We start from the raw sequence: 23,494 nt of genomic DNA on the forward strand, positions 1-23,494 counted from the left end.
GTTCCTTAAATTCCGTGTTTCGCCGTTACCAGCGATAGTGCGAGAAGGCGCGGTTGGCTTCCGCCATCCGGTGCACGTCTTCACGCTTCTTGACGGCGTTGCCGCGATTGTTCGAGGCGTCGAGCAGCTCGGCCGAAAGACGCTCCGTCATGGTCTTCTCGTTGCGCTCACGGGCGGCCGAGATCAGCCAGCGAATGCCGAGCGCCTGACGGCGCACCGAGCGGACTTCCACCGGCACCTGGTAGGTCGCGCCGCCGACGCGGCGGGAACGGACCTCGATGGTCGGCATCACGTTCTCGAGCGCCTGCTCGAACACGCCGAGCGGCGGCTGCTTGGTCTTGGCCTCGATCATGCCGAGCGCACCGTAGACGATGTTTTCGGCGACCGACTTCTTCCCGGCGTACATCACCGAGTTCATGAACTTCGTAATGATGATGTTCCCGAACTTCGGATCCGGAAGAACTTCACGCTTCTCAGCAGAATGGCGACGCGACATCTGATCGTTTCCCGCTTACTTCGGACGCTTCGCGCCGTACTTCGAACGACGCTGCTTACGGTTCTTGACGCCCTGGGTATCCAGCACGCCACGGAGGATGTGGTAGCGCACGCCGGGCAAGTCCTTGACGCGGCCGCCGCGGATCATGACCACCGAGTGCTCCTGCAGGTTATGGCCTTCACCCGGGATGTAGCCGATCACCTCGAAGCCGTTGGTCAGGCGCACCTTGGCGACCTTACGAAGCGCCGAGTTCGGCTTCTTCGGGGTCGTGGTGTAGACGCGCGTGCACACGCCGCGCTTCTGCGGCGACTGCTGCAGCGCCGGCACCTTCTTGCGCGACTTCTGCACTTCACGTGGTTTTGCGATCAGCTGGTTGATCGTCGGCATGCAGCCTTCACCCTTTAGTTCGCGCGGAAACCTTGAATGGCTCCGCAAATTTCTTCTCAGGACTAGCCGTCCCGTACGGCCCGCTCGACGCGGAACAAACACCCGCGCAAAGCGAAATCGCGCCAACCACTCATCACTGAGCGGAAAGCGCATCGACGCCACAGAGGACCGCGATTCCGAACCGTTCAGCGCTCGCTGTCCGGTCCGCCACCGAGGTCATGCATCCGAATTCACTCTCAAGAGGACGTGCTCAAGAGAACCAAAATCGTCCTGGCATTGCCTAGCTATCATCGACAGCGTTTGAGCGGCATTCGTCGAGGTTGGTGCCCCGGCCGGCGCCTGAAAAAGGGCCTTGGGGTGTTCCGTTCCGACGCTGGCGTAGCTCACCGCCTGTCGTTAAGTGAGCGCCTTGTATAATCGAGAGATAGTGAAGTCAAGCAAAACGACAAGCAAAGAAACGCCTCTGGCGCTTGCAGATTTCGCATTTCGCGGCACTCGTCGGACGTCGAAATATGACAGCGTCTGCGACTCCCCTCGCCCGAATCCGAATCTCCGGCACGCCAACGGAATCATATTATATCCGGGTAAAATATGATTAGAAACAATTCTCCCCAACTTGGACCCGAAGGCGAATTTCGAAACTAAGCCTTTATTTGCCATTCGCAGCGCAAAAATTGCGGTCTACGGCCACGGAAAACGTCATGCGGTACACCGACATCGCGATCATCGGCGGAGGTCTTGCGGGCTCGACCGCGGCCGCCATGCTCGGCCGTGCCGGGATACCGACCGTCCTGATCGACCCCCACCAAGTCTATCCGTTCGACTTCCGCGTCGAAAAGGTCGGCGGCGACCTCCAGCTCGCGCGATTCGCCCGCACCGGAATTGCCGAATCCGTGCTGCGTTCGGCGACGCTCGACGGCGAGAACTGGATCGCGCGATTCGGCCATCTGCTCGACCGGCAGCCGAGCCGGCAATACGGCATCATGTACGACGCGCTGATCACTGCGATTCGGGCCGAGATCGCCGGGCCGGCGGAATTCATCCGCGACAAGGTCGTCAATGTCGCGACCAGCTCCGAGCGGCAGCGGCTCGTGCTTTCGGGCGGCGAGGAGATCTCGGCGCGGCTCGTGGTGCTTGCCAACGGCCTGAATGTCGGGCTGCGCCGGATGCTCGGCATCGAGCGGCTGGTGACCAGCTTCTGCCATTCGATCTCGATCGGCTTCGATTTCATCCCCGTCGGCCGCCCCGCCTTCCCGTTCGCGGCCATGACCTACTTTTCGGAGCGGCCGAGCGACCGCATCCCCTACATCACGCTGTTTCCGGTCGGAAACCGGATGCGCGCCAACCTCTTCACCTACCGCCCGGCCGACGATCCGTGGCTGCGGGCGATGCGGCGCAATCCGGTCGAGACGCTGAACGCTGCGCTGCCGCGGCTGCGCCGGCTCACCGGTGAGTTCGACGTGGTCGGCGACATCAAGATCAGGCCCGCCGACGTCTATGTCAGCACCGGCTATCGGCAGGCCGGCGTCGTACTGGTCGGCGATGCCTTCGCCAGCACCTGCCCCGTCACCGGCACCGGGACCGACAAGGTGTTCACCGACGTGTCCCAGCTCTGCAATGTCCATATCCCGGCCTGGCTTGCGACCGACGGCATGGGCGAGGAGAAGATCACGGCGTTCTACGACGATCCGGTCAAGACGGAGTGCGATGCGTGGTCGAATGCCAAGGCATTCAACTTCCGCGAGGTGTCGATCGGCAGCGGGCCCTACTGGCAAGCCCAGCGCTGGGCACGCTTCCTCGGCTATCTCGGCCGGGGCACGCTGCGCCGCCTGCACCGCCCGCAGGCGGCGTCAGCGACACGGTCCGCCAATCACTTCCGGCAACGTCCGCACGCCGCAGACAGGGCGTAAGGGCGCGCTCAGCAGGAGCGTTTTCGAGCGAAGTGGATACCGGTTCGCGTGAAGAAAGCGCGTCAAACAAGATTCTAGCGCCCGGCCATCGCCGGCGACGCGGCGCGGGACTCACGCCTCGTCTTCGTCCTCATCCTCGTCGTCTTCATCCTCGTCATCTTCATCATCGTCCGCGTCGTCGTCATCCTCGTCGTCCGCGTCGTGATGGACATGCCCCTGGTCGTCCCACAGCCTGCGGTAGACGCCATTCAGGGCCAGCAGTTCCTCGTGCGAGCCGCGTTCGATCGCCCTGCCGCCGGAGATCACGATGATCTCGTCCATCTCGACCACCGAGGCCAGTCGGTGCGTCGACCAGATCATGGTGCGACCCTCGGCGACCTTGAGCAGCGTGCGGTTGATCGCCGCCTCCGTGGTCTGGTCGAGCGCCGAGGTCGCCTCGTCGAGCAGCAGCACGGACGGATTGCGGATGATCGCGCGCGCGATCGCGATGCGCTGGCGCTGGCCGCCGGACAAGGTGTCGCCGCGCTCGCCGACCGGCGTGTCGTAGCGCTGCGGCAGGCTCATGATGTAGCGATGGATCTCGGCCTTCCTGGCGGCGTCCTCGACCTCCGCGTCGGTGGCCCCTTCCTTGCCGAGCCGGATGTTCTCGCGGATCGACATGTTGAACAGCATGTTCTCCTGGAACACGACCGCCATGCTGGCCCGCAGCGACTCGCGCGTCACCCGGCGGATGTCGACGCCGTCGATCGCGACGCGGCCCTCGTCCGGCACGTAGAGCCGCAGGATCAGGTTGATCAGCGTGCTCTTGCCGGAGCCGCTGGGACCGACGATCGCAATGCTCTTGCCGGCATTGAGCTTGAGGCTGAGATTGTCGAGCACCGGCGTCTGCGCCCCCTCATACTGGAAGGTGACGCGGTCGAAGGAGATGTCGTTGGTGATGCGCGGCAGATCCGGCGCGCCGGGGCGGTCAGCGCCGCGGGTCGGCTCGTCGAGCAGCTCCTGGATGTGCCGCACTGCCGCCGCAGACTGGATCGACACCGGGATGAAATGCATGAGATGGGCGATGTTGTACGACACCTCCCAGAATGCGCTCTCGAAGGTCACGAAGGTGCCGACCGTGATCTGCCCCTTGGTGGCGAGATAGGCGCCGATCGCCAGCACCACGAGGTGAAGCAGCAGCACCGAAATGGTGACGGTGCGCTCCACCATCGTGGACAGGAACATGGCTGAGGCGGCCTTGGCCCGGACGTCGCGGTTGCGCAGCGTGAACCAGCCGAGCGCCCGGCGCTGCAGGTTGAACGCCTTGACCACCGCCTGGGCCGCGACGTTCTCCTGCACCATGCCGAGCAGCGCGGCTTCGTTCTGCTTCTGCTCGTAATTGGCCAGCACCGCCTTCGGCGTCAGGATGCGCGGCCCGATCAGCGTGATCGGAAACACCAGCAAGGCGACCACGGCGAGCTGCCAGTTCAGGAACAGCATCAGGATGATGCCGGCGATCAGCTCGAGGCCCGGCAGCGCCGCGCTGTTGGCGAAGGTCTTGACCGAGCCCTCGAAGGCCGACAGATCGATCGAGAAACGCGACAGGATCTCGCCGCGCTTGGTGCGGGCGAAATAGGCCGAGGGCAGGTTCTGGACGTGGTCGAAGATGCGGGTCCGGACGTCGGCGATGATGCCCGCGCCGAGCCGCGCATCCCAGCGCTCGTACCAGACCGCGATGATCGAGGTGACGATGCCGGCGACCGCGAGCACGCCGAGGATCTTGTAAAGAGCCTGGAAATCCTCCTCGCCGAGCGCGTCGTCGATCAGGAATTTCAGGCTGAGCGGCATGATGACGTTGAACAACGTCTCGACCAGCACGCCGATCGCGACGAAGGCGAGCGGCTTCTTGTAGTTGGTCAGGATCGGCTTGACGAAGCTGAAGATCGTGGAGAGCGCGCCGGCGGCTTCCCTGGCGGTGAAGACGACGAGGTCCTCGTCATCATCGTCGTCGAGCTCGAACTCGTCGTCCTCGTCCTCATCATCGTCGTCATCGGCCGGCGCGGCGGCGGGCTTGGCGGAGGCCGTTGCCGCAGGCGGACCGGCCGCGGCCGCAGACTTTTTCTTCAGCTCGGGATCGTCGGCCGCCGATCGATTCGGATCGTTTGATGCAGGAGGTCTTGGCGCCATGAAACCAACCGTTGCTCCACGGCCGGCATGACCGCAAATCGAAACCGCAGCGGCGAATGCTGCTGGTACAATCCTATGCGATCACAATGAATTCGGCAAAGCGTTTGGAACGGCGCGGCGCGCGGTCCCGTGGATTCGGATCACGGCACGGCCGCCGTTTGACGTTGGTTGACGCGGGGCCGCTCGCCTTGCGCAAGACCGCTAGCCGGTGCCGTCAGTCGCTGCCGCTAGTCGTCGTGATCCGCCTCGACCTTGTCGAAGAAGGAATAGCGCAGGCTGTCGGAGTCGGCGTACCACTGGCCCGGCCCCTTGTTGGCGGCAAGCGTCAACGTCCACAGCGCATCGGTGCAGTCGCGGCGGTGCATCGACAGGTCGAAGCCGTTGCCGAAGAACAATTCCGACCATTCCCACCAGGTGCCGAGCTTCTTCACGCCGCGCAGCAGGTCGTAGCGATCGATCACCGCCGGCGCCATGTCCGAGGTCACCGACGCGAACACGACGCCGGTCTTGACCACGCGGTTGAGCTCGCGCACCCCGCGCACCACCTGCTTCTCGCCGAGATGGCATAGCGAGGTCTCGAACACGAAATCGAACTCATTGTCCTTGAACGGCATGTCGGCGATCGAGCCGAGCTTGTTGTACTTCTTGAGCGCCTTCGGCGTCTTGCCGTGGATAAAGCGGTTGTTCTCGATGCCCCAGGCATCGATGCCGCGCTCGCGCAGCGCGCCGACCAGCTCGCCGCTGGCGGAGCCGGCGATCAGCAGCTTGTAGCCCTTCGCCCTGCCCCACACCGTCTTGATCAGGTCGGTCAGATAGGCCGGGTCGGTGAAGTTGCGCCAGACCTCGCTGTAGGGGCCGGCGCCGCGATAATTCTCGAAATAGTTGCGGTCGATCTTGTCGGACAGCGCGCCTTCGTCCTGCGCGCGGGCGCGGCGCAGCCGCATCATCTCGGTGACGATGATGTCGGTCGCGGCATCGGAGGAATCGAGCAGCCCGTTCAGCGTCGAATCGAACAGATAGTCGCCGACCACCACGATGCCGGGGTGCTGCTTCGGGTCGGGGCGGTGGTTGGTCATGACGTCGCGCACCGGCAGGCCGCCCGGCAGCGCGTTGACCGACGACAGCCAGCGATGGGTCTTGCCCTCGAGGAAATGCGCACGCGCATCGCCGAGCGAGGCCGGCAACGACTTCAGCGCGGCGTCGATCAGTTCCTCGTCGCTGAGATTGGCGAAGGCGAGCGCGTCGGAGCCGGCGATCAGCCAGTTCAGCACGCCGTGCTTGCCGACATCGTGGCGCGCGCCCTCATTGTAGACGCAGCAGCCGCCGAACGCTTCCGACATGAACCAGGCGCCCGGGATCTTCTCGCCCCAGAACGGCTCGTCGAACAGGATCGAGACGCGCAGATAGTGCGCCGGACGATCGAAATAGGCGACGTGCTTGACCATCGACTTGCGCAGCTGCTCGCCGTCCCAGCGCATGGTTGCGAGCCAGGAATGCGGCAGGCAGACCAGCACGAGGTCGAAGTCGCGCGTCTCCGGCCCCTTGCCGTTCATCATGTTGAGCTGGTAGCGGCCGCTTGCGGTCTTGCCGACCTTGAGGACGCGATGGTTGAGCTGGATGTCGGCGCTGACCTCCGAGCGCAGGCAATCGATCAGCTGCTCGTTGCCGTTCTGGATCGAATACAGGCCGATGTAGCCGTCGACATCCATGACGTAGTTCTTCAGCGCATTGAGGCCGTTGGTGTTGTGGCTCTCGGTCGCGAGGTCGGAGCGCGCCATCACCTTGAAGAACCGCTTGGCGGTCACGTCCTCGACCTCTTCGTCGAGGATCTGCTCAGCGGTCTTGTAGGCCCACGGATGTTCGTTGTCGTGGGCGCCGACGCCCTCGTAATACTCGATCGGCGACACCAGCTCGCTGCAGCGCTTGCGGAACGCCTCGATCGCGGCCGCGGTCTTGCCGCCGTATTTGCGGCGCATGCCGGGAACGTCGGCCAGCAGTTCGCCGTCGAGCTGCACCTGCTCGGCATCCATCGGGATCGTCTGCAGGCCGAAATGCTGGATCAGCTCGCGCAGCGGGTCGGGTCCCGTCATCGAGTAATCGTAGATCTCGGCGACGCCGGCCTCGTACATCGCCGGCGCGGTGTCGAATTTGCGCGTGACAATCTTGCCCCCGAGACGGTTCGACGCCTCGAAGATGGTGATGCGGCAGAGGTCGCCGAGTTTGCGCTTCAGATACCAGGCGCTCATCAGCCCCCCGGGGCCGCCGCCTACAATCGCCAAGTCGAGCATATCGATTCCGTCGTCTCCGGCACGAGCCAAACAGCCGGTCTAAGTCACCCTAGCAAAGGCACTTTTTTGCCTGAAGGGAAGATGAACAAACTGCGTCCCTGCACCGCAGCAAGGCAAGAAAGCAACAAAAAGGCCGGCAGAACGCCGGCCTTCTCGCTGACTACCGTAGTCTTGCGGATGCCTATTCCGCGGGCGGCAGCGCCAGCGGCTCCGCTTCCGGAGCCGTCGGCACGATCGCCGCCTGCTGCTTCTCGCGCTCGTCGAGGATCAGCTTGTCGCGCTTGACCGCGACTTCGCGAATCCGCGCCATCGAGGCGCCGGTGCCGGCCGGGATCAGGCGGCCGACAATGACGTTCTCCTTGAGGCCTTCGAGCGGGTCCACCTTGCCGTTGACGGCAGCTTCGGTGAGCACGCGCGTGGTCTCCTGGAACGACGCCGCCGAGAAGAAGGAGCGGGTCTGCAAGCTCGCCTTGGTGATGCCGAGCAGAACCGGCGTCCCCGTGGCGGGCTTCTTGCCCTCCTCCTTGGCCTTGGTGTTGAGCGCGTCGAACTCGATCTTGTCCACCTGCTCGCCCGAGATCATGTCGGTGTCGCCCTGATCGGTGACTTCGACCTTCTGCAGCATCTGACGGACAATCACCTCGATGTGCTTGTCGTTGATGAGCACGCCCTGCAACCGGTAGACCTCCTGGATTTCGTTGACCAGATAGGCAGCGAGTTCCTCGATGCCCTTGATCGCCAGGATGTCGTGCGGCGCCGGATTGCCTTCGACGATGAAATCGCCCTTTTCGACGATGTCGCCGTCCTGAAGGTGGATGTGCTTGCCCTTCGGGATCAGGTACTCGCGCGGCTCCTCGGTCTTGTCCATCGGCTCGATCGAGATGCGGCGCTTGTTCTTGTAGTCGCGGCCGAAGCGGATCGTTCCCGCGGTCTCCGCGATGATCGCCGCATCCTTCGGCTTGCGAGCCTCGAACAGTTCCGCCACCCGCGGCAGACCGCCGGTGATGTCACGCGTCTTGGCGCTCTCGGTCGAGATACGCGCCAGGATGTCGCCAGGCATCACCTTCGCGCCGATGTCGACCGACAGAATGGCGTCGACCGACAGCATGTAGCGGGCATCGCCGCCACGCGCGAGCTTCATCACCTTGCCGTCCTTGCCCTTGACCACGATGGCCGGACGCAGGTCCGAACCGCCGCGCGTCGTGCGCCAGTCGATGACCACGCGCTTGGCGATACCGGTCGACTCGTCGAGCGTTTCCGAGATCGACTGGCCTTCGACCAGATCCTCGAAACCGATCGTGCCCTCGACTTCGGTGAGCACCGGGCGGGTATAGGGATCCCACTCCGCGATGCGCTGGCCGCGCTTGACCATGTCGCCTTCGTCGACGTGCATCTTCGAACCGTACTGAATACGGTGGGTTGCACGCTCGGTGCCGTCGGCATCGACGATCGCAACGACCATGTTGCGCACCATCGCGACCAGGTTGCCTTCGCTGTTGCGGGCGATCGCCTTGTTCCTGATCACGATCTTGCCGTCGAAGTTCGATTCGACGAACGACTGCTCGTTGAGCTGGGCGGCGCCGCCGATGTGGAACGTGCGCATCGTCAGCTGCGTGCCGGGTTCACCGATCGACTGTGCCGCGATGACGCCGACGGCCTCACCGTGGTTGACCGGGGTGCCACGGGCCAGATCGCGGCCGTAGCACTTGGCGCAGATGCCGTTGACCAGCTCGCAGGTCAGCGCCGAGCGGATCTTCACTTCCTGGATGCCGGCCTGCTGGATCGCGTCGACATGGGTCTCCTCCATCAACGTGTCGCGCTTGACGACAACCTCGTTGGTGGCGGGATCGCGCACGTCATCGCAGGCCGTACGGCCCAGGATGCGCGAGCCGAGCGAGGCAACGACCGTGCCGGCATCGACGATGGCGCGCATCTTGATGCCGAGTTTGGTGCCGCAATCGGTCTGCGTGATGATGCAGTCCTGCGCGACGTCGACCAGACGGCGGGTCAGGTAGCCGGAGTTCGCGGTCTTCAACGCGGTGTCCGCGAGGCCCTTGCGAGCGCCGTGGGTCGAGTTGAAGTACTCGAGCACCGACAGACCTTCCTTGAAGTTGGAAATGATCGGCGTCTCGATGATCTCGCCCGACGGCTTGGCCATCAGGCCGCGCATGCCGGCGAGCTGGCGCATCTGGGCCGGCGAACCACGCGCACCGGAGTGCGCCATCATGTAGATCGAGTTGATGTCGGCATCCGCGCCCGCCGCCGTCTTCTTGGTGGACGAGATCTCCTTCATCATCGCCTTGGCGACTTCTTCACCGGCCTTCGACCAGGCGTCGACGACCTTGTTGTACTTCTCGCCATGGGTGATCAGGCCGTCATTGTACTGCTGCTCGAAATCCTTCGCCAGCGTACGGGTCTGATCCACGATCTTCCACTTCGACGCCGGCACGACCATGTCGTCCTTGCCGAACGAGATGCCCGCCTTGAAGGCGTTGTAGAAGCCGAGTGCCATGATGCGGTCGCAGAAGATCACCGTCTCCTTCTGACCGCAGTGACGGTAGACCTGGTCGATCACGCCGGAGATCTCGCGCTTGGTCATCAGCTTGTTGATGATGTCGTACGAGATCTTGGTGCTCTTCGGCAGCAGGTTGCCGAGCATGACGCGGCCGGCGGTGGTTTCGATCCACCGCTTGGACATCTTGCCTTCCTCGTCGAGGCCTTCCCACCGGTACTTGATCTTGGTGTGGAGGTGGATGACCTTCGAATGCAGGGCGTGCTCGAGCTCGGCCATGTCGCCGAAGATCTTGCCCTCGCCGGGCAGGCCTTCGCGCATGATCGAGACGTAGTAGAGGCCGAGCACGATGTCCTGCGACGGCACGATGATCGGCTGCCCGTTCGCCGGATGCAGGATGTTGTTGGTCGACATCATCAGGACGCGCGCTTCCAGCTGCGCTTCGAGCGACAGCGGAACGTGCACGGCCATCTGGTCGCCGTCGAAGTCGGCGTTGAAGGCGGCGCAGACCAGCGGATGCAGCTGGATCGCCTTGCCTTCGATCAGCACCGGCTCGAACGCCTGGATGCCCAACCTGTGCAGCGTCGGCGCGCGGTTGAGCAGCACCGGATGCTCGCGGATCACCTCGTCGAGGATATCCCAGACCTCCGGACGCTCCTTCTCGACCAGCTTCTTGGCCTGCTTCACCGTGGTGGACAGGCCCTTGGCGTCGAGCCGCGAGTAGATGAACGGCTTGAACAGCTCGAGCGCCATCTTCTTCGGCAGGCCGCACTGATGCAGGCGCAGCTCGGGACCGACCACGATCACCGAACGGCCCGAATAATCGACGCGCTTGCCGAGCAGGTTCTGACGGAACCGGCCCTGCTTGCCCTTCAGCATGTCGGCGAGCGACTTCAGCGGGCGCTTGTTGGCGCCGGTGATGACGCGGCCGCGGCGGCCGTTGTCGAACAGTGCGTCGACGGCCTCCTGCAGCATGCGCTTTTCGTTGCGGATGATGATGTCAGGCGCACGCAGCTCCATCAGCCGCTTCAAGCGGTTGTTGCGGTTGATGACGCGGCGATACAGGTCGTTGAGGTCCGAGGTCGCAAACCGGCCGCCGTCGAGCGGCACCAGCGGACGCAGGTCCGGCGGAATCACCGGCACGACCGTCATGATCATCCATTCCGGCTTGTTGCCGGAGACGCGGAAGGCCTCGACGATCTTCAGACGCTTGGCGAGCTTCTTGTGCTTGATGTCGGAGTCGGTCTCCGCCATGTCGGCACGCAGCGTCGCCTCGAGCTTTTCGAGCTCGAGCCCCTTCAGCAGTTCGCGGATCGCCTCGGCGCCGATCATGGCGGTGAAGCTGTCCTGGCCGTACTCGTCCTGCGCCTTCAGATACTCGTCTTCCGACAGCAACTGACGGTCCTTCAGCGCGGTGAGACCCGGCTCGAGAACGACGTAGTATTCAAAATAGAGGATCCGCTCGAGATCCTTCAGCGTCATGTCGAGCAAGAGGCCGATGCGCGACGGCAGCGACTTCAGGAACCAGATGTGGGCGACCGGCGCCGCCAGCTCGATATGGCCCATGCGCTCGCGCCGGACGCGCGACAGCGTCACCTCGACCGAGCACTTCTCGCAGATGATGCCCTTGTACTTCATCCGCTTGTACTTGCCGCACAAGCACTCGTAGTCCTTGATCGGCCCGAAGATACGCGCGCAGAACAGGCCGTCACGCTCCGGCTTGAAGGTGCGGTAGTTGATGGTCTCCGGCTTCTTGATCTCGCCGTACGACCAGGACAGAATCTTCTCCGGAGACGCGATCGAAATCCGGATCTGGTCGAAGACCTGAGCCGGCGTCGTCGGATTGAAAAGATTCATAATCTCTTGATTCATGGTCTTCTCCTCGCGTGCCGATCGTCACCGGCAGCAAATTCGAAACTTTTATTCAACGCGCGCCCCACTCAACGTCCGAGCGGAGCGCGAAGGCCCGGCGCTTTCGCGCCGGGCGTAAATCATCGCGTTACTCGGCCGCTTCCGACGTCGACGCCGGTCCCACCTTGGAATTGTGCAGGTCGACGTTGAGGCCGAGCGAGCGCATTTCCTTGACCAGCACGTTGAACGATTCCGGAATACCGGCCTCGAAGGTGTCGTCGCCGCGCACGATCGCCTCGTACACCTTGGTACGGCCGGCGACGTCGTCCGACTTCACGGTCAGCATCTCCTGCAGCGTGTAGGCGGCGCCGTAGGCTTCCAGCGCCCAGACCTCCATTTCGCCGAAGCGCTGGCCGCCGAACTGCGCCTTGCCGCCCAGCGGCTGCTGGGTGACGAGCGAGTACGGACCGATCGAACGCGCGTGGATCTTGTCGTCCACGAGATGGTGCAGCTTGAGCATGTAGATGTAGCCCATCGTCACCTTGCGATCGAACTGGTCGCCGGTGCGGCCGTCATAGACGGTCGACTGGCCGGAGGCGTCGAAGCCCGCGAGCTTCAGCATCTCCTCGATGTCGGCTTCCTTGGCGCCGTCGAACACCGGCGTTGCGATCGGCACGCCGTGGCTCAGATTGCGGCCGAGTTCGACCAGCTCGTTGTCGTTCAGCGACTTGATGGTTTCATCCTCGCCATAGATCTTCTTCAGGGTCTCGCGCAACGGCTTGAGATCCTGCTTCTGATAGTAGGCGTCGATGGTCTGACCGATGCGCTTGCCGAGGCCGGCGCAGGCCCAACCGAGATGGGTCTCAAGGATCTGACCGACGTTCATGCGCGAAGGCACGCCGAGCGGATTGAGCACGATGTCGGCATGCGTTCCGTCCTCGAGGAACGGCATGTCCTCGATCGGCACGATCTTCGACACCACGCCCTTGTTGCCGTGACGGCCGGCCATCTTGTCGCCGGGCTGGATCTTGCGCTTCACCGCGACGAAGACCTTGACCATCTTCATCACGCCGGGCGGCAACTCGTCGCCACGCTGCAGCTTCTCGACCTTGTCGAGGAAGCGCTGCTCGAGGCCCTTCTTCGACTCGTCGTACTGCTTCCGCATGGCCTCGATCTCGGCCATCAGCTTGTCGTTCGGCGAGGCGAACAGCCACCACTGCGACTTCGGATACTCGTCGAGCACCGCACGGGTGATCTTGGTATCCTTCTTGAAGCCCTTCGGGCCGGCGATGCCCTGGCGGTTCTCCAGCAGCTCGGCGAGGCGGTTGTAGACGTTGCGGTCCAGAATCGCCTGCTCGTCGTCGCGGTCCTTGGCCAGACGCTCGATCTCTTCCCGTTCGATCGCCAGCGCACGCTCGTCCTTGTCGACGCCGTGACGGTTGAAGACGCGGACTTCCACGATGGTGCCCTGCACGCCCGGAGGCACGCGCAGCGAGGTATCGCGGACGTCGGAGGCCTTCTCGCCGAAGATGGCGCGGAGCAGCTTCTCTTCCGGCGTCATCGGGCTCTCGCCCTTCGGCGTGATCTTGCCGACCAGGATGTCGCCGGCGCGGACTTCCGCACCGATGTAGACGATACCGGCTTCGTCGAGGTTCTTCAGCGCTTCTTCCGAGACGTTCGGAATGTCGCGGGTGATTTCCTCAGGACCGAGCTTGGTGTCGCGGGCCATCACCTCGAATTCTTCGATATGAATCGAGGTAAACACGTCGTCCTTCACGATCCGCTCGGAGAGCAGGATCGAGTCTTCGAAGTTGTAGCCGTTCCACGGCATGAACGCGACCAGCACGTTGCGGCCGAGCGCGAGCTCGCCGAGATCGGTCGACGGACCGTCAGCGATGATGTCGCCCTTCTTGACGATGTCGCCGACCTTCACCAGCGGACGCTGGTTGATGCAGGTCGACTGGTTGGAGCGCTGGTACTTCATCAGCCGGTAGATATCGACGCCCGACTTGGTCGGATCGAGATCCTCGGTGGCGCGGATCACGACGCGGGTGGCGTCGATCTGGTCGATCACGCCCGAGCGACGCGCGGCAATCGCCGCGCCCGAGTCACGGGCGACCACGCCTTCCATGCCGGTGCCGACGAACGGCGCCTCGGCGCGAACCAGCGGCACCGCCTGGCGCTGCATGTTCGAGCCCATCAGCGCGCGGTTGGCGTCGTCGTTCTCGAGGAAGGGGATCAGCGCCGCGGCGACCGAAACCAGCTGCTTCGGCGACACGTCCATGTAGTCGACCTTGTCCGGCGTCACCGGCAGCACTTCGCCGGCATGACGGCAGACCACCAGATCGTCGGTGAAGCGGCCCTTGGCATCGAGCGGCACGTTGGCCTGCGCGACGCGGTAGCGGCCCTCTTCCATCGCCGACAGATAGACCACCTCGTCGGTGACCCGGCCGTCCTTGATCTTGCGATAGGGCGTCTCGACGAAGCCGTACTTGTTGACGCGCGCGAACGTCGCCAGCGAGTTGATCAGACCGATGTTCGGACCTTCCGGCGTTTCGATCGGGCAGATACGGCCGTAATGCGTCGGATGCACGTCGCGGACTTCGAAGCCGGCACGCTCGCGGGTCAGACCGCCCGGGCCAAGCGCCGACAGGCGCCGCTTGTGGGTGATCTCCGACAGCGGGTTGGTCTGGTCCATGAACTGCGAGAGCTGCGAGGAACCGAAGAACTCGCGCACCGCGGCAGCCGCGGGCTTGGCGTTGATCAGGTCCTGCGGCATCACGGTGTCGATATCGACGCTCGACATGCGCTCCTTGATGGCGCGCTCCATGCGGAGCAGGCCGATCCGGTACTGGTTCTCCATGAGCTCGCCGACCGAACGCACCCGGCGGTTGCCGAGGTGGTCGATGTCGTCGATCTCGCCCTTGCCGTCGCGCAGGTCGACCAGCGTCTTGATGACCGCCAGGATGTCTTCCTTGCGCAGCGTGCGATGGGTGTCGGGCGCATCGAGCTCGAGGCGCATGTTCATCTTGACGCGGCCGACCGCGGAGAGGTCGTAGCGCTCGGCATCGAAGAACAGCGACTGGAACATCGCCTGCGCCGAATCCAGCGTCGGCGGCTCGCCCGGACGCATCACGCGGTAGATGTCGAACAGCGCGTCCTCACGCGTCATGTTCTTGTCGGCCGAGAGCGTGTTGCGGATGTAGGCACCGACATTGACGTGGTCGATGTCGAGCAGCGGCAGGTCCTTGTAGCCCTGCTCGTTCAGCACCTTGAGCGACTTCTCGGTGATCTCCTCGCCGGCTTCGGCGTAGATCTCACCGGTCTTCGGGTTGACGAGATCCTCGGCGAGATAGTTGCCGACGAGTTCCTCGTCCGACATCCGCAGCGCCTTGAGGCCCTTTTCCTGCATCTGGCGCGCACTGCGCACGGTCAGCTTCTTGCCGGCCTCGAGCACCACCTTGCCGGTGTCGGCGTCGATCAGGTCGTTGATGGTCGAGTAGCCGCGGAAGCGGTTGGCATCGAACGGCACGCGCCATCCGTCCTTGGTCCGCTTGTAGGTGATCTTCTTGTAGAAGGTCGACAGGATCTGCTCGCCGTCGAGACCGAGCGCGTACATCAGCGAGGTCACGGGCAGCTTGCGGCGGCGGTCGATGCGCGCGAACACGATGTCCTTGGCGTCGAACTCGATGTCGAGCCAGGAACCGCGATACGGAATCACGCGCGCGGCAAACAAGAGCTTGCCGGACGAATGGGTCTTGCCCTTGTCGTGGTCGAAGAACACGCCGGGCGAACGGTGCATCTGCGAGACGATGACGCGCTCGGTGCCGTTGACGACGAAGGTGCCGTTCATCGTCATGAGCGGGATATCGCCCATGTAGACGTCCTGCTCCTTGATGTCCTTCACCGACTTGGCGCCGGTTTCCTCGTCGATATCGAACACGATGAGGCGCAGCGTCACCTTGAGCGGCGCAGCGAAGGTCATGCCGCGCTGGCGGCACTCGTCGACGTCATATTTCGGCTGTTCGAACTCGTAGCGGACGAATTCGAGCATCGAGGTGCCCGAAAAATCCGAGATCGGAAATACCGAGCGGAATACTGCCTGCAGGCCCTCGTCGAGGCGACCGCCGGCCGGCTCGTCAACCATCAGGAACTGGTCGTAGGACGCCTTCTGAACCTCGATGAGGTTCGGCATCTCGGCGACTTCCTTGATGTGACCGAAAAACTTGCGTACGCGTTTGCGACCGGTGAATGTCTGCTGCGCCATCGTGGCCTCTCATTTTCGTCGCCTTTGTGGGGCGAACCTTCCGGGACGCGATTGCCATCGCCCCCGGGTTGAATTTCGAATCGTCCCGAAGGAACGAAGCGCAAAGTCAGGAATTAAATCCCCGGCTTGGCCCCATCGCCTCCAAAACGCAAAACGACGCGCGAGGCGCATCACTGCACCCGCTCGTCCAAACGCTCCGCTTTACGGACTGAAAAAGCCCGAAATCTGACTGTCTCCCAACGGCTTCCGCCGGGTGCCCTGCCGCCCCCGCCGCCTACCGTGTTTTTCTGCTGCCAACCCGATATGGGATGGCAATAAAGGAGATTCGAGGGTTAAGTCCACGGATCCCCACACTTTTTTGTGTCCGACGCGCCACGCGACAACCTGTCGCACGCCGTTTGCAGGCCCGGGAGCGCCCTGCGGCGCTCCCGGATCGCGCATTACTTGAGCTCGACCTTGGCGCCAGCCTTCTCGAGCTGGGCCTTGATCTTCTCGGCTTCGTCCTTGTTGACGCCTTCCTTGACGGGCTTCGGAGCGCCTTCGACGAGGTCCTTGGCTTCCTTCAGGCCCAGGCCGGTGATGGCGCGGACTTCCTTGATGACTTCGATCTTCTTGTCGCCGGCGGCAGCCAGCACGACGGTGAAGTCGGTCTTCTCTTCAGCCGGAGCAGCGGCAGCGCCGCCACCAGCCGGGCCGGCAACCGCGACGGCGGCAGCGGCCGAGACGCCCCACTTTTCTTCGAGGAGCTTGGCGAGTTCGGCGGCTTCGAGCACGGTGAGGCTCGAGAGGTCGTCGACGATTTTCTGCAAGTCAGCCATTGATCTGTTTCCTTAAACGTTTGGTTCGAACCAGGTTTTGAGATTAGCGAAGGGTCAGGCCGCTTCGCTCTTTGAGGCATGAGCCTGAATGACGCGTGCGAGCTTGGCCGCAGGCGCGTTCGACAGCTGAGCGAGCTTGGTCGCCGGCGCCACGATGAGGCCCACGATCTTGCCGCGCAGTTCGTCGAGCGACGGCAGTGAGGCAAGCGCCTTCACGCTGTCGACATTCAGGACGGTTTTACCCATCGAGCCGCCAAGGATGACGAACTTTTCGTTCGCCTTGGCGAATTCGACGGCAACCTTTGGCGCCGCGACCGGATCGTTCGAAGTAGCGATCACAGTCGGCCCCTTCAGCAGGGAACCGATGGCAGCGACGTCAGTGCCTTCAAGAGCAATTTTGGCGAGACGGTTCTTCGAGACCTTCACCGACGCACCCGCCTGCTTCATCTGCATGCGCAGCTTCTGCATCTGGGCCACGGTGAGGCCGGAATAGTGAGCGACGATCGCAACGCTCGTGGCCTTGAAGGCCTCGTTGAGCTGTCCGACCGCCTCTTTTTTTGCCGCTCGTTCCACAGCAAGCTCTTTCCGGTTGGCGGCCTTTCCGCGAAGGCAGGACCGCCGGGTTGCACCCATCGTCCCGCCCTAAACCTGATCCGTTGGGCGCAAGACCCTTCGGACATGCCGGGCAAGACGACATCTAGAAGCCTGCCCTCCCAGAGCCTTGCGGCCATGGGCTGTCGAGGTTCGAACCAAACCAGCCTCCCAGCCGCGAACAGGCCGCGACGTGGAGCACAAAATCCGGTCTTCACCCGTCTATGCAGGCCATGCGATTAAGCCGTTGAAAACACGAAGTTCTCGCGGGCGCCTGCAGTCTCGGACAGGATCGGGCTATCGGCCGGGGCCGAACGCCCTGCTCTCATTCCGTTGGAGGCGACGGGCTTCCTTCCTTTCGAGCATCCTTGCGGGCATGCGGAAAGGAATGATCTCCTATCATCTCAGGTTTTCGGAATGCGAGCACGGACATGCCAGCAAGTGCCAGCACGCCCGGAAGCCGCTATGTAACCGGTCCCGCGCTACTTGCCAAGAGCAAATTTCAGACCAGTTTCACATTTGCGGCCGGGGAACCGGTTCCGAGGCCGGAACCGGCAGCCGCTCAGCCGCCCCTACTTCATACGGCAGCGGCTTGCCGGCGAAGAACGCCTCGAGATTGGCGAGCACGCAGTCCTGCATCGCTACGTGCGATTCCAGGGTGTGGCCGCCGATATGCGGCGACAGCACGACGTTCGGCAGCGCCGTCAGTTCGTCCGGCGCGTGCGGCTCCTTGGCGAACACGTCGAGGCCGGCGCCGGCGATTGCGCCATCGGTCAGCGCCGCGACCAGCGCCTTCTGGTCGATGACGGAGCCGCGCGAGATATTGACCACGATCCCGCTGTTGCCGAGCCGGCGCAGGATGTCGGCATTGACGGCGTGAACCGTGTCCGCGCCGGCGCGAACCGCGATCATCAGCACACTGCACCAGTCGGCGAGCGCCTCGAGGCTCGGAAAGTGCTGATACGGCACGTCCTGCCGTGACCGGCTGAAATAACCGACCTCGGTCTCGAACGCCGCGACCCGCGCCGCGATCTTGCGGCCGATCTCGCCGAGACCATACACGCCGACCTTGCGGCCGCGCATGCCTGCCTGCGGCCGCATCATCGGCGATGGCTTGGCGGCGATCCAGTCGCCGCTGCGGACATAGTTGTCGGCGACCGGCAGGCGGCGCGTAGCCGCCAGCATCAGCGTCACCGCGATGTCGGCAACGGATGAGGCGTTGGCGCCCGGGCTGTGACCGACCGCAATTCCGCGCTTGGCGGCGGCGGCAAGATCGATCCCCTCATAGCCGGTGCCGTAGCAGATGATCGCGCCAAGCTTCGGCAGCAGGTCCATCGCCTCTCCGCCAAGTGTCGTCCCACCCGATGTGATCATCGCCCGGATCTCGCCAAGCTCCGCCGCCGAAAACATCTCGGTCGGCCGCTTGCCCGCGGCATTCAGCAGCTCGTAGCGCTCGCCGAAGCGCACCAGTTCGTTTCTCGGAAAGCGCGAATAGACCAGGACCTTATCGGGCATTGTTGTTGTTTCCTGCGAGAGGCTTCACCTGGAGCCTTTTGCGTTCCGATTGAATCGGGACGAGGCTTTGGATTCTCGTCTTGGCGGGTCTTCTTCACGCGAGCCGGTGGCCACTTCGCGCGAAAGCGCACCGGCAAAACAAAGGGCGGAACCGGTTGCCCGATCCCGCCCTGTCTATCTCGTCACGGCCAGAGACCTCAGCCGAGAATCGTGCCTGGCTCGACCTTCACGCCCGGGCCCATGGTGGAGGAAACCGCCACGCGCTGGATGTAGGTGCCCTTGGAGCCCGCCGGCTTCGCCTTGGAGACCGCATCCGCGAGCGCCTTGACGTTCTCGACCAGCTTGTCCTCGGAGAACGAGGCCTTGCCGATGCCGGCCTGCACGATGCCGGCCTTCTCGACGCGGAACTCAACCGAGCCGCCCTTGGCGCCCTTCACGGCGTTGGTGACGTCCATGGTCACGGTGCCGATCTTCGGGTTCGGCATCATGCCGCGCGGACCGAGCACCTTACCGAGGCGGCCGACCAGCGGCATCATGTCGGGAGTAGCGATACAACGATCGAAGTCGATCGCACCGCCCTGCACCTTCTCGACCAGGTCTTCGGCACCGACGACGTCGGCACCGGCGGCCTTGGCTTCCTCAGCCTTGGCGCCGCGCGCGAACACGCCGACGCGCAGCGTGCGGCCGGTTCCGTTCGGCAGGTTGACGACGCCGCGGACCATCTGGTCGGCGTGGCGCGGGTCGACGCCGAGATTGATCGCGATCTCGATCGTCTCGTCGAACTTCGACTTGGCGCGCTCCTTGACCATCTTGATGGCGTCCGCGAGCGGGTAGAGCTTCTCGCGATCGACACCCTCGCGGGCCTTCTTCAAACGCTTTCCGATTGCCATGGCCCGTTACCCCGCAACTTCCAGACCCATCGAACGGGCAGAGCCCTCGACCATCTTCATGGCCGATTCGATGGTGTCGCAATTCAAGTCCTTCATCTTCTTTTCGGCGATCTCGCGCACCTGCGCCTTGGTCACCTGGCCGGCCTTGTCGCGGCCCGGCGCCTTCGAGCCGGACTGGATCTTGGCAGCCTGCTTGAGGAAGAACGACATCGGGGGCGTCTTCATCTCGAAGGTGAACGAACGATCGGCGTAGATCGTGATCACCACCGGGATTGGGGTATTCTTCTCTTCCTTCTGGGTCTGCGCGTTGAACGCCTTGCAGAACTCCATGATGTTGAGACCGCGCTGACCAAGCGCGGGGCCGATCGGGGGCGAAGGATTCGCCGCACCGGCCGGGACCTGAAGCTTCAGGTATCCGGTCACTTTCTTTGCCATCTATCACTCCTGTTGTGCCGGACGGTGCCGGCGGTTTCAGGTTCCGTGGTTCGGTTGAAGGGGCTGGCGACCGCCTCCTCCCTCCCACGGCCTCTCACTTGACGCGGGGCATATACCCCACGCCGTCCGGTCAGACCACCTTTTCGACCTGACCGAATTCCAGTTCCACGGGGGTCGCGCGGCCAAAGATTGACACCGCGACCTTCACGCGCGAGCGCGCCTCGTCGATTTCTTCCACCACGCCGGAGAACGAGGCGAACGGGCCGTCGGCCACGCGCACGTTCTCGCCGATTTCGAACGACACCGACGCCTTCGGACGCTCCACGCCCTCCTGCACCTGGTGCAGGATCCGCATCGCCTCCGATTCCGAGATCGGCATCGGCTTGTTTTCAGCGCCCAGGAAGCCGGTCACCTTCGGGGTGTTCTTGATCAGATGGAACGCCTCGTCGGTCAGCTTCATCTTCACCAGCACATAGCCCGGGAAGAACTTGCGCTCGGCGTCGATCTTGCGGCCGCGGCGCACCTCGGTGACCTTCTCGGTCGGCACCAGCACCTGCTCGAACAGCTCTTCCAGCCCGCGCTGCTTGGCCTGCTCGCGGATCGATTCCGCGACCTTCTTCTCGAAGTTCGAATAGGCGTGAACGATGTACCAGCGCTTGTCCATCAATTGAGTTCCCATGCTCATCAGTGGATGCCCAATACCAGGGTGATGAGGTAGCGGATGACCTGGTCCGCGGCGAAGAAGAAGATCGAGGCCAGCGCCACCATCACGAACACCATGATGGTGGTGATGGTCGTCTCGCGGCGCGTCGGCCAGGTGACCTTGTTGGTCTCCGAGCGCACTTCCTGCAGGAATTTGAACGGGCTGAAAGCCATCGTGAGATCCGCGTCCGTCTCCGGACGATTTGCAACGTTTCAAGGAATCCGAACAGCCGACCTTGCGGACCCAGCCCTCGTTTGGAAGGTTGAGCCGATAAACGAGCTCGAATGTTCGGGGAATTAGGCCGCGCCGGATATCCGCGATCAAAGCGGGCCGGCTGCGAGTGCCGGGTATCTACTGCGAGACCGGCCAAAGGTCAAGGTCGGCAGGGTGCGCCCCACCCGGGGCCCCACTCGGGCAGATTGGAGCGGGGCCTCTCAAATCAAGGGCTTAGCCGGCGCCCGGCGATATCCCCGCTTGCTGCCGAGATAACCGTCGCTCGTCTAGGCCAGGGCGGGTTTTGGCGGCAGCAGCATCGATACAAGCAATCCACTCGGCTCCCGCAGCCTGAGTGCGATGCTGCCGCCATGACGTTGGGCAATATCCTGCTGGGCAATCGACAGTCCCAGCCCAAAGCCGCCTTCCTGTCGTGCGTTGTCAGCCTTGAAGAAGGGCTCGAACATCCTGTCGTGCAGCGCCGGCGGGATGCCGGGACCATCGTCGGCCACCTCGATCTCGACGTGGTCGGCCTCCGTAAGGCGGAGCGTCACCACGACCAAGCTGCCGTGCTTGACAGCGTTCTCCACGACATTGGTGACGGCCCGCGACAGCGCACGGGGCCGGCAGACATAGGGCAGTCGCGCCGGCCCGGAATAGGACACCGCGTGGCCCGTGTCGGCAAAGTCCGAGCAGATCGTCTGCAGAAAGCTCGGCAGGTCGATGCACGACAGCGCCTCCGAGCGCGCATCGTCGCGAAGATACTCCAGCGTCTCGTTGATCATGCGCGTCATCTTGGCGATATCAGCTAGCATCGCCGTGCGCAGTGCATCTTCGCGTACCCGCTCGGAGCGCAACCTGAGCCGCGTCAGCGGCGTCCGCAGGTCATGACTGATGGCGGCCAGCATCCGCGTGCGGTCGTCGAGCAGCGCAGCGATACGGGTGCGCATATCGTTCAACGCGTCGGCAACCTGGGCGATTTCAAGCGGACCGCGCCGGTGCAGCACCTCGGGAGCCCGCGGCGAGCGGCCGAACGACGTCGCGGCGCGCGCGACTTCGGCCAGCGGTGCGATTACCCAACGCACCGCATAGACCGACAGCAACAGCATCGAGATCAACACGATAGTCGCCATCGCGGCCGCCGGACGGAGCACAAAGGACCAAAAGCGGCCGGTGGTCGCGACGTCGGCCATCAGCGCGTGGCCGTCGTCGAGCTTCACGATCACCTGTGACGCCGAGCCTGCCGGATGACGCAATTCCTCCAGCAACTCAATTCCAGGCTCGGCCGCCAGTTGCCGAAACGCCCGCATGGACGGCCGCGTCTCTCCGATCGTCCGAGGCACGAGTTCGCTCAACGCGACGCGCCTTACATCGAGACCGCCGCGCCTCGCTGCGGCCAGCAGCCCATCCGCTTCGGTTGGCGTCGTCGTGGAGCGCAGGAGCTGTGCGACCTCCGCGATCCGCCCCGCAAGAAACTTCTGCGTGTCGTTGACCGAGGGAGAATCGAACAAAAAAATGATGCCTGCCGCCGCGAGCGTGATGCCGATCAGTTCCGACAGCGCGACCAGGCTCATGATCTGCGCAGCAATGCTGCGCGGCATCAGCCGCTGCACCCACCCCATCATATCTGCTCGACCGCAGGCGTGAAGAAGTAGCCGCCGAGCCGCACCGTCTTGATCATCGAGCGGTCCTTCGGATCCGGCTCGATCTTCTGCCTGATGCGGCTGATATGGACGTCGACGCTGCGCTCGACCGATGCGATCAAACCGCCAAAGGCCTGCTCGATCAGTTGCTCGCGCGACAGCACCTGGCCGGGATTGCGGCAGAACGCCAGCAGCAGATCGAACTCGGCGCCGGTCAGCGTGATACGCACGCCGGCCGGGTCATGCAGTTCGCGCGTGGTCGGATTGATGCGCCAGCCGGCAAAGGTCAAAGGACGTGGCCGGGAGCGCGGCGCGGCGCCGCTCTCGACCCGACGCAACAGCGCGCGGATGCGGGCCACCAGCTCGCGCGAATTGAACGGCTTGGTGACGTAGTCGTCGGCGCCGAGCTCAAGGCCGAGGATGCGGTCGATATCCTCGCCCCGCGCCGTCACCATGATGATGGGGATCGTGGACGACATCCGCAGGCGCCGGCAGATGCTCAATCCATCCTCGCCCGGCAGCATCACATCGAGCACGATGAGATCGAAGCTCTCGCGCTTGAGCAACGCATCCATCTCGACGGCCGAACCGACCAGCACCGCTCTGAAGCCGTTGTCCTGCAGCACCTCGGCCAGCATGCGCGCGATATCGGCGTCGTCCTCGACGCAGAGAATGCGCGCGTTGCTGACGGGGAGAGCCACGAGATCGTCCAGGATTTGCATCACGGCATTTTAGAGGCATCGGCCTCGGATGCGCAGCGAGCAAATATAGCGTTTTGTTAAGCCTGCACGGCCAAATGTGGCTCAAAT

General features: G+C 63.6%; 16 protein-coding genes. 1 reads left to right on the top strand and 15 read right to left on the bottom strand.

Translation table 11 applies throughout. The features are described from left to right. Positions 1 to 25: 25 nt before the first annotated feature. A complete protein-coding gene (gene rpsG / locus AAFG13_RS08830; RefSeq protein ID WP_021081660.1) occupies positions 26 to 496 on the bottom strand; it encodes a 30S ribosomal protein S7 in 471 nt (156 codons plus the stop codon). 15 nt (positions 497 to 511) lie between these two features. Continuing rightward, positions 512 to 883 carry a 30S ribosomal protein S12 gene (gene rpsL / locus AAFG13_RS08835; protein WP_028168167.1) on the bottom strand — a complete coding sequence of 124 codons (372 nt, stop codon included), beginning with the start codon at positions 881 to 883 and terminating at the stop codon, positions 512 to 514. A 701-nt stretch (positions 884 to 1,584) separates the two neighbouring features. Here rpsL and AAFG13_RS08840 point away from each other — a divergent pair. Beyond that, complete coding sequence (locus AAFG13_RS08840; RefSeq protein ID WP_212309669.1) at positions 1,585 to 2,793, top strand: NAD(P)/FAD-dependent oxidoreductase; 1,209 nt, start codon at positions 1,585 to 1,587, stop codon at positions 2,791 to 2,793. Positions 2,794 to 2,904: 111 nt separating this feature from the next. On the opposite strand, the gene AAFG13_RS08845 is transcribed toward AAFG13_RS08840, so the two are convergent. The 13 genes from AAFG13_RS08845 to AAFG13_RS08905 form a co-directional block, all read right to left on the bottom strand. Further along, positions 2,905 to 4,959, bottom strand: coding sequence for an ABC transporter ATP-binding protein (locus AAFG13_RS08845; RefSeq protein WP_342711769.1), 2,055 nt, complete (start codon positions 4,957 to 4,959; stop codon positions 2,905 to 2,907). A 227-nt stretch (positions 4,960 to 5,186) separates the two neighbouring features. Further along, complete coding sequence (locus tag AAFG13_RS08850) at positions 5,187 to 7,247, bottom strand: FAD-dependent oxidoreductase (RefSeq protein WP_342711770.1); 2,061 nt, start codon at positions 7,245 to 7,247, stop codon at positions 5,187 to 5,189. 181 nt (positions 7,248 to 7,428) lie between these two features. Further along, the gene (gene rpoC / locus AAFG13_RS08855; RefSeq protein WP_092115000.1) at positions 7,429 to 11,631 is read right to left on the bottom strand and encodes a DNA-directed RNA polymerase subunit beta'; all 4,203 of its coding nucleotides are present in this window, start codon (positions 11,629 to 11,631) and stop codon (positions 7,429 to 7,431) included. A 127-nt stretch (positions 11,632 to 11,758) separates the two neighbouring features. Beyond that, a complete protein-coding gene (gene rpoB / locus AAFG13_RS08860) occupies positions 11,759 to 15,877 on the bottom strand; it encodes a DNA-directed RNA polymerase subunit beta (protein ID WP_097675067.1) in 4,119 nt (1,372 codons plus the stop codon). 440 nt (positions 15,878 to 16,317) lie between these two features. Beyond that, positions 16,318 to 16,695, bottom strand: coding sequence for a 50S ribosomal protein L7/L12 (rplL, locus tag AAFG13_RS08865; RefSeq protein ID WP_092115002.1), 378 nt, complete (start codon positions 16,693 to 16,695; stop codon positions 16,318 to 16,320). Between the two features lie 54 nt (positions 16,696 to 16,749). Continuing rightward, positions 16,750 to 17,268 (bottom strand): 50S ribosomal protein L10, encoded by a 519-nt coding sequence (gene rplJ, locus AAFG13_RS08870; protein WP_092115003.1) that lies wholly within the window; start codon positions 17,266 to 17,268, stop codon positions 16,750 to 16,752. A gap of 531 nt (positions 17,269 to 17,799) precedes the next feature. Then, positions 17,800 to 18,801 carry a 2-hydroxyacid dehydrogenase gene (locus AAFG13_RS08875; RefSeq protein WP_342711771.1) on the bottom strand — a complete coding sequence of 334 codons (1,002 nt, stop codon included), beginning with the start codon at positions 18,799 to 18,801 and terminating at the stop codon, positions 17,800 to 17,802. Between the two features lie 197 nt (positions 18,802 to 18,998). After that, positions 18,999 to 19,691: a 50S ribosomal protein L1 gene (gene rplA / locus AAFG13_RS08880; protein ID WP_029081784.1), complete on the bottom strand. Its 693-nt coding sequence runs from the start codon at positions 19,689 to 19,691 to the stop codon at positions 18,999 to 19,001. A 6-nt stretch (positions 19,692 to 19,697) separates the two neighbouring features. Then, positions 19,698 to 20,126, bottom strand: coding sequence for a 50S ribosomal protein L11 (gene rplK / locus AAFG13_RS08885; RefSeq protein WP_066499365.1), 429 nt, complete (start codon positions 20,124 to 20,126; stop codon positions 19,698 to 19,700). A gap of 130 nt (positions 20,127 to 20,256) precedes the next feature. Continuing rightward, positions 20,257 to 20,790, bottom strand: a complete 534-nt coding sequence (gene nusG / locus AAFG13_RS08890; protein ID WP_044538613.1) for a transcription termination/antitermination protein NusG — start codon at positions 20,788 to 20,790, stop codon at positions 20,257 to 20,259. A gap of 20 nt (positions 20,791 to 20,810) precedes the next feature. Then, complete coding sequence (gene secE, locus AAFG13_RS08895) at positions 20,811 to 21,002, bottom strand: preprotein translocase subunit SecE (RefSeq protein ID WP_044538526.1); 192 nt, start codon at positions 21,000 to 21,002, stop codon at positions 20,811 to 20,813. A 327-nt stretch (positions 21,003 to 21,329) separates the two neighbouring features. Then, positions 21,330 to 22,616 (bottom strand): ATP-binding protein, encoded by a 1,287-nt coding sequence (locus AAFG13_RS08900; protein WP_342711772.1) that lies wholly within the window; start codon positions 22,614 to 22,616, stop codon positions 21,330 to 21,332. A 47-nt stretch (positions 22,617 to 22,663) separates the two neighbouring features. After that, positions 22,664 to 23,407, bottom strand: a complete 744-nt coding sequence (locus AAFG13_RS08905) for a response regulator transcription factor (RefSeq protein WP_342711773.1) — start codon at positions 23,405 to 23,407, stop codon at positions 22,664 to 22,666. Positions 23,408 to 23,494 lie beyond the last annotated feature (87 nt).

The organism is Bradyrhizobium sp. B124, from assembly GCF_038967635.1.
GTDB lineage: Bacteria > Pseudomonadota > Alphaproteobacteria > Rhizobiales > Xanthobacteraceae > Bradyrhizobium.

What these genes read in the sequence shown, in the direction of transcription:
- rpsG (WP_021081660.1), bottom strand. Translation starts at nt 496, where the DNA reads ATGTCGCGTCGCCATTCTGCTGAGAAGCGTGAAGTTCTTCCGGATCCG.
- rpsL (WP_028168167.1), bottom strand. Translation starts at nt 883, where the DNA reads ATGCCGACGATCAACCAGCTGATCGCAAAACCACGTGAAGTGCAGAAG.
- AAFG13_RS08840 (WP_212309669.1), top strand. Translation starts at nt 1,585, where the DNA reads ATGCGGTACACCGACATCGCGATCATCGGCGGAGGTCTTGCGGGCTCG.
- AAFG13_RS08845 (WP_342711769.1), bottom strand. Translation starts at nt 4,959, where the DNA reads ATGGCGCCAAGACCTCCTGCATCAAACGATCCGAATCGATCGGCGGCC.
- AAFG13_RS08850 (WP_342711770.1), bottom strand. Translation starts at nt 7,247, where the DNA reads ATGCTCGACTTGGCGATTGTAGGCGGCGGCCCCGGGGGGCTGATGAGC.
- rpoC (WP_092115000.1), bottom strand. Translation starts at nt 11,631, where the DNA reads ATGAATCAAGAGATTATGAATCTTTTCAATCCGACGACGCCGGCTCAG.
- rpoB (WP_097675067.1), bottom strand. Translation starts at nt 15,877, where the DNA reads ATGGCGCAGCAGACATTCACCGGTCGCAAACGCGTACGCAAGTTTTTC.
- rplL (WP_092115002.1), bottom strand. Translation starts at nt 16,695, where the DNA reads ATGGCTGACTTGCAGAAAATCGTCGACGACCTCTCGAGCCTCACCGTG.
- AAFG13_RS08875 (WP_342711771.1), bottom strand. Translation starts at nt 18,801, where the DNA reads ATGCCCGATAAGGTCCTGGTCTATTCGCGCTTTCCGAGAAACGAACTG.
- rplA (WP_029081784.1), bottom strand. Translation starts at nt 19,691, where the DNA reads ATGGCAATCGGAAAGCGTTTGAAGAAGGCCCGCGAGGGTGTCGATCGC.
- rplK (WP_066499365.1), bottom strand. Translation starts at nt 20,126, where the DNA reads ATGGCAAAGAAAGTGACCGGATACCTGAAGCTTCAGGTCCCGGCCGGT.
- nusG (WP_044538613.1), bottom strand. Translation starts at nt 20,790, where the DNA reads ATGGACAAGCGCTGGTACATCGTTCACGCCTATTCGAACTTCGAGAAG.
- secE (WP_044538526.1), bottom strand. Translation starts at nt 21,002, where the DNA reads ATGGCTTTCAGCCCGTTCAAATTCCTGCAGGAAGTGCGCTCGGAGACC.
- AAFG13_RS08900 (WP_342711772.1), bottom strand. Translation starts at nt 22,616, where the DNA reads ATGAGCCTGGTCGCGCTGTCGGAACTGATCGGCATCACGCTCGCGGCG.
- AAFG13_RS08905 (WP_342711773.1), bottom strand. Translation starts at nt 23,407, where the DNA reads ATGCAAATCCTGGACGATCTCGTGGCTCTCCCCGTCAGCAACGCGCGC.